Annotated in this window: 11 protein-coding genes; 8 read left to right on the plus strand and 3 right to left on the minus strand. The window is 40.9% G+C overall.

Annotated elements, in window-relative coordinates:
• The first annotated feature begins 4 nt into the window (after positions 1-4).
• From EWV60_RS12910 to EWV60_RS12925, 4 genes are all read left to right on the plus strand, one after another.
• Positions 5-556, plus strand: coding sequence for a type II toxin-antitoxin system VapC family toxin (locus EWV60_RS12910; protein ID WP_149107206.1), 552 nt, complete (start codon positions 5-7; stop codon positions 554-556).
• 62 nt (positions 557-618) lie between these two features.
• The gene (locus EWV60_RS12915; protein WP_287232635.1) at positions 619-2,442 is read left to right on the plus strand and encodes a phosphodiester glycosidase family protein; all 1,824 of its coding nucleotides are present in this window, start codon (positions 619-621) and stop codon (positions 2,440-2,442) included.
• A gap of 14 nt (positions 2,443-2,456) precedes the next feature.
• Positions 2,457-2,780: a phasin family protein gene (locus tag EWV60_RS12920; RefSeq protein WP_002773863.1), complete on the plus strand. Its 324-nt coding sequence runs from the start codon at positions 2,457-2,459 to the stop codon at positions 2,778-2,780.
• A 6-nt stretch (positions 2,781-2,786) separates the two neighbouring features.
• Positions 2,787-3,305, plus strand: a complete 519-nt coding sequence (locus EWV60_RS12925) for an FKBP-type peptidyl-prolyl cis-trans isomerase (RefSeq protein WP_002773862.1) — start codon at positions 2,787-2,789, stop codon at positions 3,303-3,305.
• A gap of 83 nt (positions 3,306-3,388) precedes the next feature.
• On the opposite strand, the gene psb28 is transcribed toward EWV60_RS12925, so the two are convergent.
• On the minus strand, positions 3,389-3,727 hold the full coding sequence (psb28, locus tag EWV60_RS12930) for a photosystem II reaction center protein Psb28 (protein WP_002755988.1): 339 nt from the start codon (positions 3,725-3,727) through the stop codon (positions 3,389-3,391).
• 186 nt (positions 3,728-3,913) lie between these two features.
• Between psb28 and EWV60_RS12935 the strand changes: the two genes are divergently transcribed.
• Positions 3,914-5,422 (plus strand): helicase C-terminal domain-containing protein, encoded by a 1,509-nt coding sequence (locus EWV60_RS12935; protein WP_287232639.1) that lies wholly within the window; start codon positions 3,914-3,916, stop codon positions 5,420-5,422.
• Positions 5,423-5,656: 234 nt separating this feature from the next.
• Here EWV60_RS12935 and EWV60_RS12940 read toward each other — a convergent pair whose 3' ends face one another.
• Together EWV60_RS12940 and EWV60_RS12945 are read right to left on the minus strand one after the other, a co-directional pair.
• The gene (locus EWV60_RS12940; protein ID WP_193977373.1) at positions 5,657-7,204 is read right to left on the minus strand and encodes an FAD-dependent oxidoreductase; all 1,548 of its coding nucleotides are present in this window, start codon (positions 7,202-7,204) and stop codon (positions 5,657-5,659) included.
• 188 nt (positions 7,205-7,392) lie between these two features.
• Positions 7,393-7,728 carry a hypothetical protein gene (locus tag EWV60_RS12945; protein ID WP_002773854.1) on the minus strand — a complete coding sequence of 112 codons (336 nt, stop codon included), beginning with the start codon at positions 7,726-7,728 and terminating at the stop codon, positions 7,393-7,395.
• Positions 7,729-7,903: 175 nt separating this feature from the next.
• Here EWV60_RS12945 and EWV60_RS12950 point away from each other — a divergent pair, with 175 nt between their 5' ends.
• The 3 genes from EWV60_RS12950 to EWV60_RS12960 all read left to right on the plus strand — a co-directional run bounded on the left by EWV60_RS12950 (position 7,904) and on the right by EWV60_RS12960 (position 13,807).
• Positions 7,904-9,505, plus strand: coding sequence for a 2-isopropylmalate synthase (locus EWV60_RS12950; RefSeq protein ID WP_002755985.1), 1,602 nt, complete (start codon positions 7,904-7,906; stop codon positions 9,503-9,505).
• A 657-nt stretch (positions 9,506-10,162) separates the two neighbouring features.
• Positions 10,163-11,413, plus strand: coding sequence for an RNA polymerase sigma factor RpoD (gene rpoD, locus EWV60_RS12955; protein WP_002786972.1), 1,251 nt, complete (start codon positions 10,163-10,165; stop codon positions 11,411-11,413).
• Positions 11,414-11,707: 294 nt separating this feature from the next.
• Positions 11,708-13,807 carry a hypothetical protein gene (locus EWV60_RS12960; RefSeq protein ID WP_287232643.1) on the plus strand — a complete coding sequence of 700 codons (2,100 nt, stop codon included), beginning with the start codon at positions 11,708-11,710 and terminating at the stop codon, positions 13,805-13,807.
• Positions 13,808-14,054: the final 247 nt, after the last annotated feature.

Consider the following 14,054-nt stretch of genomic DNA (forward strand, 5'->3'; position numbering starts at 1 on the left):
AAAATTGAAAATCTATTTAGATACAGGTGTTTTTATTGATTACCTGAGTCCCTTGATCTTGGGAGGAATAAATTTACGTCCTACAAATCGCCGTGGTCGCACTCCTGCTCAACTATCTCAAGATGCCGAAAGTGTACTTAAAAAAATCGCTTCTTCACACTTAGCAGCAACATCCAGTCTGACCTACTATGAAGTCGAAGAAGCACTATCTAAGCAATTTACTTCTGTGACTATAGGGATGGAAAATGCTAGTAACTTTAGGGTTTTAGCTGCTCGTTCAATTGTAGTGCAAACTTTTAATGTAGTGAGGTTTTTCGGAATTACTGCTCTCGATCTTACTTCTACAATCGTAGAATTACAATTAAATTGTTTGGAACTACAAATGAGAGGTATTAGAGCTGCTGATGCGCTCCATGTAGCGACGGCTATTCACTTTAACGCAGAAGTATTTATTTCAGTAGATGAAGATTTGCTGAAACTCAATACATTAATTACTAATAATCAAGGAAATGCTATTAATTTTTGTGATACTGATACGGCTTTGTTACTTATATAATTTTATCAAGTTTGTTTGGGTTCCCTAATGTAAATTCTAGGTGATAATCATCACAAAAACTTATGCTTATAAATTCCCTTACTATCAAATCTATCTGTTTAACGGTAATTTCCTTGATAATTCTTGGCAGTCCAGCTATATCTTTAGCCGATCATAGATCACCAATAACTTTAGCTGCTAGGGATTTATCAAACCAGCAACAGGGAAAAAAAATTATTCTTAATGGTCGTTCTTTGCCCGTTTCTTGGCGACAGTGGACAGCAGCAAATAGTACCAGAATCGCCATGGGTGATACGGGAGCAAGACAATTATTCGGCATGGATTTTCTTAGCACAAATGATCCAAAAAAGCAACCGATAAACTGGTTTAATTTACAAACTTTATCGGCTAATTTGATCAATTCCGATCGCTGGCTGGATGTTACGGATATTTTACTAACAATGGGGGCAACAACCACTATTAATGGCGATAGTTTAACTATTAACTTTCCTGCTGCCCAGATTCAAGATATTCAGCTAGAAAATTATGGAGCAGTACAAAGGATTATTATTCAACTCGATCGCCCGACCTTTTGGCAAGTTAGTCAAGCAAAAAATGAAGCAGTGATTACCCTAGAAGGAAATGCCCAGCAATCGCTCATCTCTAGGTTTCAACCCCAAACTATCAGCAACAGTAACCAAAATAACGATGAAGATGATCTAGGCAACTCCAATAATAACTTACCCACTCAGATCACTTCCTTAGAAAATAATGGAGTGATCAGTCGTTTAAAAATTAACCTTCCCACTGCCTACGGATTACAGATCAGCAGTGTGGCTAATCCTCCCCGAATTATCATTGATTCTCGTCCCGATGCTATGGATGAAAAGCGCATTGTTTGGCAAACAGGGTTAATCTGGAATCAAAAATATATCCAGTTAGACAAAGATTGGTTTCCCGTGACTTGGTTAGAAATCGATCCCAGAAATCCTCAGATAACTATTAAACCAATTACCGCTAATTCCACCTCAATGCGCGGCACTAATCCCCTGATCACGATTAATAGCGAAAGTAACGCAGTAGCGATGATTAATGGCGGCTTTTTTAATCGTAATAATCAGTTACCTTTGGGGGCAATTCGTGTGGATGGCAAATGGTTATCCGGACCAATTTTAAACCGAGGAGCGATCGCATGGGATAATCGTGGTAAAATCAGGATCGATCGCCTGAGTTTAGAGGAAACTCTCATTACTGCCACCGGACAACGTTTTCCCCTAACCCAGTTAAATAGTGCCTTCCTAACAGCCGGCTGCAGTCGTTATACTCGCGATTGGGGAAGTAATTATTATCCTCTCACCGAGCGCGAAACCGGGTTAGTCGTTCAAGGCGATCGCGTAACGGAGAAATTAAATAATCTTTCCCCACAGAACAGTATAGACATACCAGAAAATGGCTATTTAGTCATCTGCCGAAAGACAGAGATTAATTTAAAGATTGGTGAAAGAGTCAACCTCGATAGCGTCACCCTACCGAGGGATTTTGCCAATTATCCCCAGATTTTAGGTGCAGGTCCCCTATTATTGCAGAATGGACGCATAGTTTTGGACGGAAATGCTGAAAAATTTAGTCCGGCATTCCAAAATCAACAAGCTTCCCGCAGTGCGATCGCAGTTAGTCAAGAAGGAAAAATTTTGCTAGTTGCTATCCATAATCGCGTCGGGGGAAGGGGGGCAACTTTAGGCGAATTAGCCCGAATTTTGCTGTTAATGGCGGCAAAGGACGGTTTAAACCTAGATGGGGGTAGTTCCACTGGAATAACCTTAGGGGGTTATCTGCTCGATCGCTCTGCCGTTACCGCCGCAAAAGTCCATAATGGAATAGGGATATTTTTATCCCCGTCTCCTTGAAAAGTGTGAAAACAATGGATAATAGCGACTGGATTAAACAATTGCTGCTGATGGGTATTGGTACTACTTCCATGGTGGCAGAAAAGATCAAAGAAGTGAGCGACGAATTAGTAAAAGACGGTAAAATCAACTCCGATCAGGCTAAAAACTTTGTTGATGATCTGATGACACAGATGAAGTCCGAACAGGGAAACTTCGAGAACAACTTAGAACGCTATATTCGCCAGATTTTGCAGGATTTAGGGGTTCCCCGACAATCGGAAATGGACGAACTGCGGGGAAGGATTGATAGATTAGAACGACAGGTGAGAGACTTAGAGAATAAACTCTGGCGTTAGGGAACTATGAAATCAATGCGCGAAATCTTGCTCAGTTTTGCTATCATTGCGGTTTGTGGCTTATTTTTAATCGTTGCTTCCCTCTTTGGTGGAGGGGAAAAAGCCAATGCGATCGCCGCAGAAATCGATCCACCCCCTATCACTCAAACTATTAATAAGGAAATCATCTCCATGGATTTAGATCAAGCAGTTACCACTGATTCGGGACTAAAATACATCGATATCGTGGAAGGAACTGGAGAAACTCCCCAAAAAGGTCAAAAAGTAACTGTTCACTACACGGGAACCCTGACAGACGGCAAAAAATTCGATAGCTCCAAGGATCGCAATCAACCTTTTACCTTTACCATTGGAGTTGGTCAAGTGATCAAAGGATGGGATGAAGGAGTCGCATCGATGAAAGTCGGTGGACAGCGTACCTTAATTATCCCCCCAGAATTGGGTTATGGTGCGCGGGGTGCCGGTGGGGTGATTCCTCCCAACGCGACTTTACTTTTCGATGTGGAATTGTTGGGAGTTAAATAGGTTTTTCCTCTGATTTTTCACCTCTACCCGCATCGATCCTGAATGCGGGTTTTTTGACAGATTGCTGGAAGCTAAAGGCCAAATCAGGAAGATTTAGTAAATTCTAGACCGTTTTCGCTACCGTAACGTTCCATAAAACGCATAAAACGATCCCACTCTGCGGGAGAATTAAAAATAACCGTAGCTTCGATCGCCGTGGGTTTACCGTTGATGAATTTGCCTTTTACTTCCCTGGTGACGATTTCTCCTTCTTCATCGACGAGATACATCCCCGTGATTTCCTCGGTTTGTTGATCTCCCAGGATAGTCGGTTGATCAAAATAAAATTTTGCCGATCCCTTCTCTCCCGTTTTAGTGCGACTTAAGCGGATATCGGGAACAACTGGTTCTTTTAACCCCCGGGAAAACTGAATTTCTGCCATTACTTTTCTTTATCCTTCTCATAAAATAGACATTTCTAGATCATCTCACACCAAGTCGCAAGTAAAAAGCAGATGGGACACCATAAACTTAAAGTATCCACGGTAAACTCGCGGGGGTGGGTTTGACTGATGAAAGATCACTTGTAAACCTCTCCCTTCCCACTGATAACCAATAACTGAGATGAGATGGTTTTATTAGAAGCAGCGGTTCATTCTTCCCTACGCGCTTTTTTACGCGAACAAGGACGCTTTTACTGGTCTCATCATCTCACTATGGGGCGACTGGTGGCTAGAGCTTTACGCTTAAAACGGTCCTCTCTCATACAAACTGGAACTACTCTGTCCCGTTATTGTCTCAGTTATCTCACCCCGGCTCTTTTGGGTGATACACCTGTTCTGATTGTTGCCCCAGAGTCGGAAGTAAACCTACTGTTAGAAGTGGAAATCCCCCATCTGCAAGCATGGTTACAAACTCAGCGAGATATCCTCAAAAGCGATCGCTTTCCGGCTAATTTTACCGGTTTACTCCTCACCACACCCCAACAATGGTTAGAGGATAAATTGGGCAATCTCGGTCATTTTCCCCAGAATATCGCCACTATAATCGATCGAGCCGAAGATTTAGAAACTTGTCTAGTAGATTATCTCACCGTCACCATTACTCCCGAACAATGGTCTGCTTTAGAGTCAGCATATCCCCAGCATAGAGAGTTTATAGACTTAATTAAAGCACAACTTAGCCAAAGTATTCTTGGTCATCCCATTAATCCCTATAATTGCTATCTTATTGATGCCAAGGAAAAAGAATATATAATTGCTCTCCTGCAACGCTTACATCAAGACTTAACCACTGATTCTGTTTGGCAACTTTTAGCGGCAAAAATCCCCGAGCCTAATTATCTCCTCTGGACATCAGTAGATCGAGATCGAGAAGAATTTACCCTAAAAATCAGCCCTTTGGAGGTGGCTAGTTTTCTCAAACCGATTTGGCAGCAGCAACCCTTTGTTTTAATCGGCAGTTTTTTAGATAGCGAAAAATCCGCTAATTTATACCGTCAAAATCAGGGTATCGGAGAAATTTTAACTCTAAAGTTTGCAGCTGATCGCGAAAGTGAATATATTCATTTATATCTACCCGATCGCATCAGCGCCCCCAATACGCCCGAATTTCAACCGATGTTATTAAAGCAAGTGCGGGAATTAGTTAGTGCTAATCATACCAGTGAACAACCGATAGTAATTCTGATTGAAGATGTTCCCCTCAAAGCACAAATTGCCACCCAAATCGCAGCCGATTACGGTTCGCGAGTACAAGTGGAAAAAACTGGGATTAATAGTAATACTATTCTGGTTTCTGGTTGGCAATTCTGGCAAACCCATCAAGAAAAATTTCTCACCCCCAGTTTATTAATTATCGCTACTTTACCCTTACCTTCCCCCGAAAATCCTCTTGTTGCTGGCAAAATTGCCTACTATAAACGACAACATCTCGACTGGTTTCGTGCCTATCTTTTACCCACAGCAGTGAGGGAAATTCAGAAATCTGTTCAGTCTCTCCGGGAGTGTCAAGGTTGTGTGGCTGTCCTCGATAATCGTGTCAATGCTCGCAGTTATGGCCGACAAATTCTCTCCGCTTTAGAACCCTATGCTAAAGTTAATTATCTCGATCAACAATTTTTTCAAGATAAAGATTAAATCAGTTATCAGTTATCAGTTATCAGATGGGGTGCATCTCAATTTTGTAGAAATATCTATATTACATTTGGGCGCACTGCGTGCGCCCCTACCATTGACGCGATAATATTATTGTAGGGGCGAATTGCATTCGCCCTCTTGGAATAACTTCTGCTGCTCACCAATATGTGAGAGAATGTCACCAATAAGAGATGCACCCTATCAGTAATCAGTTCACTGTTCACTGTTTACTGATCACTGATTACTGATAAAATCTCCCCCAGAGCCATATTTCCAACTGTCTAAATAACGATGATAAAGATATTTTTGCTTGTCGGGTAACTTTTCTAAAACAGGTTTTAAGCTGGTTGCTAAGGGATATAAACCACTATACAAAGCTAAATTAAAATAATGTCCTGTCCAATCGATAAAAGGACTGATACCCACTTGCGGAATCATCGGTAAAACTAATTGAGGATTAACCAAAGGCAAAGTTTTTGAGAGGGAAGAAAACTGCACCACATCCTGTAAAAACGGTTTTAATACCTCATCTCCCAACTTATTCATTACCCGAAAAACTCCACTCATTAAGTCATTAATTTGATTTGGATTAGGGTTAGCAGACATCTGGACACTCATGGTTTTTTGAAATAGCCACGTTACCGATATATTCGGTTGATAAGGTTGTAAAAGTGCTAAATCTTCTCGGTTTAAAGCATCGATTTGTAAAGCTTCCTCGATGGCAAAAGTTAGCCTTTTTAAATGCCTAACCATTGCCCCAAAACCACCAAAACTGACCGGAGATTGACTACCACTACTATCTCCCACTGCCAGAATTCTTGACCAGGGCATCTTTAAAGGACTTTGACGATAGGCAGGGAAAAAACCCGCTAGAAAACGCTGAAATTTTACCGCTTCTAAATCTACCTTTTGATACTCTGGCAGTAATCTTAAATACTCCTCCATCAAAAATTCTAAACTAAAGCGATCGGGATGGGTATCAAGATAGGTAAATAAATAAGTTGTCCGACCATCCCTAGCGGGAAATGCTTCCCAAAAGTATTGACATTGGTGCAAGATTGGGGTAAAAGAATAAATTAAATCACCAGTTTCATTACTGGGAAAACCCTGACCGCAACTACCCACCACTAAACAAACTCCATCGGGTTTTTCTCCTTTTCTTGCCTGTTTTGCAATTGGCGAAAAATGACCCATGGCATCGATTAATAAACGGGTTTTTAAAGTTACTTCTCCCGTTTTAACCATTACTCCATCGGGATGAATAATCCCCCCACTAAACCCCGAATTTTCTAATAACTTTCCTCCCGCTTGCAAAAACTTAGTTTTTAAAGTCTCTAGCAAATAAACCGGATTAACACCAATATTTAAAATATCTCTAACCCAAAGCTCATAACCTTGATAAAATCCCACCCTCCCAGGATTATATTCTGTCGCTATCGCTTGATTTAATTCAGCTTCGGTCAATAAATCTAACTCTAAAAAACTGCTTAATTCTAAACGGGAAATATTCCACTCCTGCTCACGACCGCGCAGAATACCTCTTTCTAATAATGCCACACGCCAGCCCCTAGTTTGTAAAGCAGCCCCGATAAAAATTCCCAGGGTTCCCCCCGCAATAACTAGATCAAAATCCGTCTCTCCTAAAGATTCTTGACTTTGATTAATTACCGTAGGAATAAGCGGATTTTCTAAACGCAAAGCTTGCCAAGTTCGATCGCTGGCTCGCAATTGTTGTAAACTCTGAGGAGATACGCGATCGAGTAAAGATGCAACTAAAGACATAATCTTATATCAGTTATCAGTTATCAGTTATCAGTTATCAGTTTTCAGTTATCAGTTATCAGTTTTCAGTTTTCAGTTTTCAGTTCACTGTTTACTGACTGAACACTCAAAAAAGCTCCCTTCTAGCCGTTTCCTAACATTATAGACTGGCCATCTCACCATTAAGATAACTGCTCTATACGAGAAACCTATTTAGATTGGAAAAACTTTTTCCCTTCTTCAATGAGTTTATTAATATCCTTGAGAGAAACTCCAAAAATCGCTAAAACTCCTGTAAAGACTAACAAAAAACCGATAAAACTATTCCGATCATAGAGAAATAAACCCACTAAAACGATAAAATAGGGAGAGAGAATTTTACTAATATTTTCAACTACAGTAACCACCTCTGGAGTAGGAGTCTCAACAAGATTAATATCGGTTTTATCCTGATCCGGTTCGAGATTTTGCTTAATCGAAAACATCACCTCCTGTAGGTCTTTTACCTCCGGTGGGTTCGGTTCCTTCCCTGGTTTGCCAAACATTTTTAACTCCCTCGCCAATTTATCTATACCATCTATGGTAGCCAAAAAAAGGGCAAGCCGGAAAAGCGCGAGCAGGTCGAGAAATTCTCAGGGCAATTTTCCTTATAACCCCCTCGGCCTCGGCTGCTATAATCAGAGGAACAACTCCCAAGTTCGTTAACGGTACAAAAAAACTATGAATACCAGTCCAGACCGTGTGATTATCTTCGATACCACCCTTCGAGATGGGGAACAGTCCCCGGGTGCCGCTTTAAATGTGGATGAGAAGCTAACCATAGCGCGCGCACTGGCACGACTGGGAGTTGATGTCATTGAAGCAGGTTTTCCCCACGCTAGTCCGGGGGACTTTGATGCGGTGCAGAAAATTGCCGGCAGCGTCGGCGGCGAAGCTGATAGCCCGATTATTTGCGGATTAGCCCGGGCTACTCAAAAAGATATCAAATCAGCAGCCGATGCGCTCAGACCCGCCGCCAAGCCCAGAATTCACACCTTCCTAGCCACATCTGATATCCACCTCCAATACAAACTTAAGAAGACTCGTCAGGAAGTTCTTGAGATTGTGCCGGAAATGGTGGACTATGCCAAATCCTTCGTTGATGATGTGGAATTTTCCCCCGAAGATGCCGGCCGCAGCGATCCGGAATTCCTCTATCAAGTCCTCGAAAGAGCGATCGCCGCAGGAGCCACCACCGTTAATATTCCCGATACCGTCGGTTATACCACCCCTAGCGAATTTGGGGCTTTAATCCGTGGTATTAAGGAAAATGTCCCCAATATCGACCAAGCGATTATCTCCGTCCATGGTCACGACGATTTAGGGTTAGCGGTGGCTAATTTCCTCGAAGCAGTTAAAAATGGCGCTCGACAGTTGGAATGTACCATTAACGGTATCGGTGAGCGTGCCGGTAATGCTTCCCTAGAAGAATTGGTGATGGCCCTTCATGTGCGGCGCTCCTATTTTAATCCTTTCCTCGGTCGTCCCCCAGAGTCCACGGAACCTTTAACCAAGATCAACACCAAGGAAATCTATCGCACTTCTCGCCTAGTTTCTAATCTTACCGGCATGATCGTGCAACCGAATAAGGCGATCGTCGGTGCTAACGCTTTCGCACACGAGTCGGGAATCCATCAGGACGGGGTGTTAAAACATAAACTCACCTATGAGATTATGGACGCAGAATCGATCGGTTTGACCCATAATCAGATCGTCCTCGGTAAACTCTCCGGCCGCAACGCTTTTCGCTCTCGTTTACAGGAATTGGGTTTTGAGCTTTCGGAAACGGAACTTAATAACGCTTTTATCCAGTTTAAAGAAATGGCCGATCGCAAAAAGGAAATCACCGATCGCGATCTAGAAGCTATTGTTAACGATGAAATCGATACGGTTCCCGATCACTTCCGCCTTGAATTAGTACAAGTGTCCTGTGGCAATAGTGCCAGACCCACGGCCACGGTAACGATTCGCACTCCTGACGGTAGCGAGTTATCCGATGCGGCCATTGGTACAGGACCGGTAGATGCTCTCTGCAAAGCGATCAATCGAGTGGTGCAGATTCCGAACGAATTAATCTCTTTCTCGGTGCGGGAAGTTACCGAGGGAATCGATGCTTTGGGAGAAGTGACTATCCGTCTCCGTTACGAAGGACGCACCTATTCTGCTCGCGCGGCCGATACCGATATTATTGTCGCCTCCGCTCGTGCCTACGTCAGCGCCTTAAACCGTCTCCATGTCGCACTGCAGCAGAAGGAAAAAACCCCCGAAATGCTACAAGTCTAGATAGGGTTTGCTGAACAATTTGGTCGGTGGGGTTAGGAGTCAGTTATCAGTTATCAGTTATCAGTTCACTGAGAAAACTCCCCACACCCCACGGTGCTATTGGAGAAAATCTTAAATTTGTCTCGCAAATTTCTAAAATGTTGCTAAGTTAATATTATGAGCTTGCGCTCTAACAATTTTAATACACTTGTATTGAAATTGGATTCGCGTAAAAGCAATGAGGGATGAAATTTGTCCGTAAGAATCCGATCAAATTAAATACAATAGCTAAAGACTAAAGGAATTAGCCAAGGCAAATAGGGATTATGTTCCTCTTGCCAGTGGGAACAGTTAACCCATCCCATAATTCCTTTGATACTTAGCTATCTGGTCAACACCGCAGACAAACCGGCGATCGGATTCCAGTCCTCCAGCCATTTACCCAATTTTTGCAGGAGCCAGATTATGAGTTGACCGAGCTAAAACAGCATTCCGTGTCGCTAAAATCGCATCGACACAAGGAAATTTAAGCAAAAATCTTCTCCCATTTGTTGTAATTAAAGCTACAATCGGAAAAGTCTTTGCCCCTCTCGGATTTGAGACACAAATTTGTTCAGTATCACCTAGATTGAGATTCGATCTTCTAGTTTTGCACAGAAGGAGCAAGAGGAAAACGGCATGATGCAGGCCCACGATGTACTAACCCTTACCGAGCCGCCATTGGATTTAGATTTGATTGACCTAGACGAAGACTTCGATGATGAGGATATCGAGTTAGAGCTAGAAGAAACCAGCGATAGCAACGATGGCAAAAAAAACCGCCGCCTTGCCAGCGCTCGTCGTCGCGACGCCGCTAGAAAAAAACCCTATACAGAAGATTCGATTCGGATTTATCTGCAAGAGATCGGCAGGATTCGGTTATTGAGAGCGGAGGAGGAGATCGAATTAGCGAGAAAAATCGCCGATCTCCTGAAATTAGAACGCATTCGCGAAGATTTTTGCCTCTATAGCGATGCTGAATGGGGAAAACAGGTTTTCCTGTTCGAGCGCATCGAAAAAATTATCGTTGAAAAATCGGAAAAAGAGCCGAAACTATCGGATATTAAGGCTTATTTAGGTAAGACGGAGCTAACGGCTCCCCTGCTGGAAGAATGGCTGGCCAAATCAAAGGAATACTTATCGGCCTTTAAGCGTCGTTTGTACCATGGTCGTCGCGCTAAGGAAAAAATGGTACAATCGAACCTGCGTTTAGTGGTTTCGATCGCCAAGAAATACATGAATCGCGGTCTTTCCTTCCAAGATTTAATTCAAGAAGGTTCCCTCGGTTTGATCCGTGCCGCCGAAAAATTCGACCACGAAAAGGGTTATAAATTCTCCACCTATGCCACTTGGTGGATTCGTCAAGCCATCACCCGGGCGATCGCCGATCAATCCCGCACCATTCGTCTTCCCGTCCACCTCTACGAAACCATCTCCCGGATCAAAAAAACCACCAAGATTCTTTCTCAGGAAATGCGTCGCAAACCCACCGAGGAAGAAATCGCCACCAAGATGGAGATGACCATCGAAAAACTCCGTTTTATTGCCAAATCTGCCCAATTACCTATTTCTCTAGAGACTCCTATCGGTAAAGAAGAAGATTCCCGTTTAGGAGACTTTATCGAAGCGGATGGGGAAACCCCAGAAGATGAAGTTTCTAAAAATCTATTACGCGAGGATTTAGAAAATGTCCTCGATACCCTTAGTCCTCGCGAACGCGATGTGCTGCGGCTGCGCTACGGTTTAGATGACGGCCGGATGAAAACACTCGAAGAAATCGGTCAAATTTTCAACGTCACTCGCGAGCGCATTCGTCAAATAGAAGCCAAGGCCCTGCGGAAACTGCGTCACCCCAACCGTAATAGTATCCTCAAAGAGTATATTCGTTAATTTCCCGCTCTTCAAAAACTAGAAACTGGGTCTCCTTGAGGCTCAGTTTTATTGTTATCTACACTTTCCTCGACGGCTGCATCTCAATTTGGTCGAAATATCCATATTATATTTTGGGCGCACGCGATGCGCCACTAGCACGGATAGGTGAACTTGATTACTGCCGATTAATTCCCCCTCAACTCGATAGAAAGTCCCGTATTCGTTAGTAAGATATTCGATAGCGGGATTGACGAGGGTAAAACCAGCAGGATAACTGCTATACTATATTTATAGTTCACTGAGAGAATAGAAATGGATCACAATTGCGATGCTTGCGATTCTAAAATCGAAGATATTCCAGAGTTTATTCGTCAAAACCTCATTGTCGTAAAATCTATATGGAGATACAGCTGTGAGGCAATTAAAGAATTAAAAGACAATGATTACAACAAACACCTGATTTTAATTATAACAGATTTAGAAGAAGAAATTTTAGAAAATCGAGAAATATTTTCAAAAAATCAATCTGCCAAAAATTATTTTACTACACAGATTAAACAATATTTAGAAGGCACAAAAAAATCTGCTGGGGAGCCATCGGCTAAGAGTTTATGGGCAAAACCAATATCTACTCAGTTGAAATTTATTTTAGAAGCTTTAAATTCAGCATCAGATCCTAAAAAATTTGAATTAAAAGACATATTATATTTTGTTGAAATAATACAAAGAGAGATAATTTCAGTAGAAAGTCTTGAAGGTTTACTTAATTTACTTATTACAGAAATCCTCAAAGAAGAAATGAATCTAGAGGAATTAAAATTTATCGTTAACACTATTATAATAATGTTTATTGAGCGAGGATACTATGTTAAAACTCTAGAATATTTATTACATAAACAATTATCTTTGTTTCAAGATCATTGGAACCGTATAAGTACAAGTACAGATGGATTGTATTTATACGGTGGACTCATATATGGATCACCCAAATATAACGAGGAAGTTTATTCTGAAAACGAAGACTATAAAATTGCCCTCAAGCAATATTATGACTCTTTGGGGCTTAAAGATAGGATTTTTCTGATGAAAAAAATTTATGTCGAACCACCTAAAAAGTATAAGGTTATTTTTAAACTTTCTAATTTTGCTCTAGCCAATTCTCAATCATTAAATATAGGTAACGTTTATTTTTATATTCCGCAAATTCATGGAAAAATAACAATTCAAGACGACAGATACAGATACAGATACAGAGATGAAAATTCTGATCTTGTTTGGTTTGAAAAAACAGTACAGGAATTTGAAGTGATGTCCGAGAGTATTTATTATGTTGCTGTTGACATCGAAGGAAATGATTTTTATTCAATGAAGGATCAAGCGATAAGAACAGTAGAGAGGGCTGTGTCTGTCTTCCTAAAAAAGGATACTCTCATGAAAAAGACAAATAACAACGAAATACAAATAATATCAAATAATTACATTATCTGTAACGATCTAGGTGAGGGTGTTTTTTATCATTGTTATATATCGAATTCTAAAGAATTTGATATTCCTAATAATATTTATACTGACAGAATTGGTCATTGGCTTTCTTCTAAAAACTCACTTAATAAAAGCGTTGAAACATGGTTAACTGCCATTGAACTATATCGTAAATCTGTTGAGTCAGTACAAAGTTCCGACGCGCTTCTATATTCTTGGTATTCCCTTGAGCATTTTATCAATAAATCGGAAAAAATTACTGTGAGGCTTCCGAGGGAATTTGATAAATCTGTTTTTGAAGAATGGTACAATGCGAACAATATTTCAGTCCTACAATTATTGCTCGCTATTGTTACCATTAAATCCCATCTTTTTGATCTCCTAATTACTTTTGCGGATAATTTAGCGAGAAAAGGCTTTCCATGGGATAGATACTCAGTATCTGATGAAATTTTAAATATATTTTTTATTAGTAAAAAAGATAACGGTTCTATTGGGATAAACGCAAGTAATTTTCTTGAAAACTTTCAATTAATTTTTGATGATTTTGAGCAGAAAAATAGTCAATTCGATAAATATATAAGTGAGATTCGTGGTCATTTTATTGATCACACAACTTGCTTGAATAAAATAAAACAAGCAATAATCGATGTCAAAAATGATGTATATAATATCTATCGCATTAGAAATATGCTAGTTCATAGTAGTAACACAAAAAGTAAGCTTTTAGAATATTATTCAAAAAGAAATAAGGAATACAGCTTAAGACTTATTTTAGAAATCAGAAAACATTTATTTAAAACCGAGAGTGATACTGAAATACAGCCGATAGATACTTATTTTACAAGGACGATAATTGATGCTAACGTCGCATTTGAAGCAGTAGTCAATAATGATATGGATAAATTCAGAAAATGGATAATACAATAGGAAACTCTACGACAAGTAGCCGCAAAAATTGATAATATCGAGGGTAGAACTGAAAAAAGCAATTTGGCCGCCGCTACAGCAATTCTGGCGGGGTTAGTATTAAGTAAGGAAATCATCGGAAGTTTATTACTGGACTTCCCCGTTGACAAAAGGCCATAACCTGTGCTGTAGAAGGGATTAAGAGAATTTCCGCCGCCCCGTTACTGGGTACAAATCAGGGAAACTCCCAATAAATCTAACGCTTTTT

Source organism: Microcystis sp. Msp_OC_L_20101000_S702 (assembly GCF_007095705.1).
GTDB classification, from domain to species: domain Bacteria; phylum Cyanobacteriota; class Cyanobacteriia; order Cyanobacteriales; family Microcystaceae; genus Microcystis; species Microcystis ichthyoblabe_A.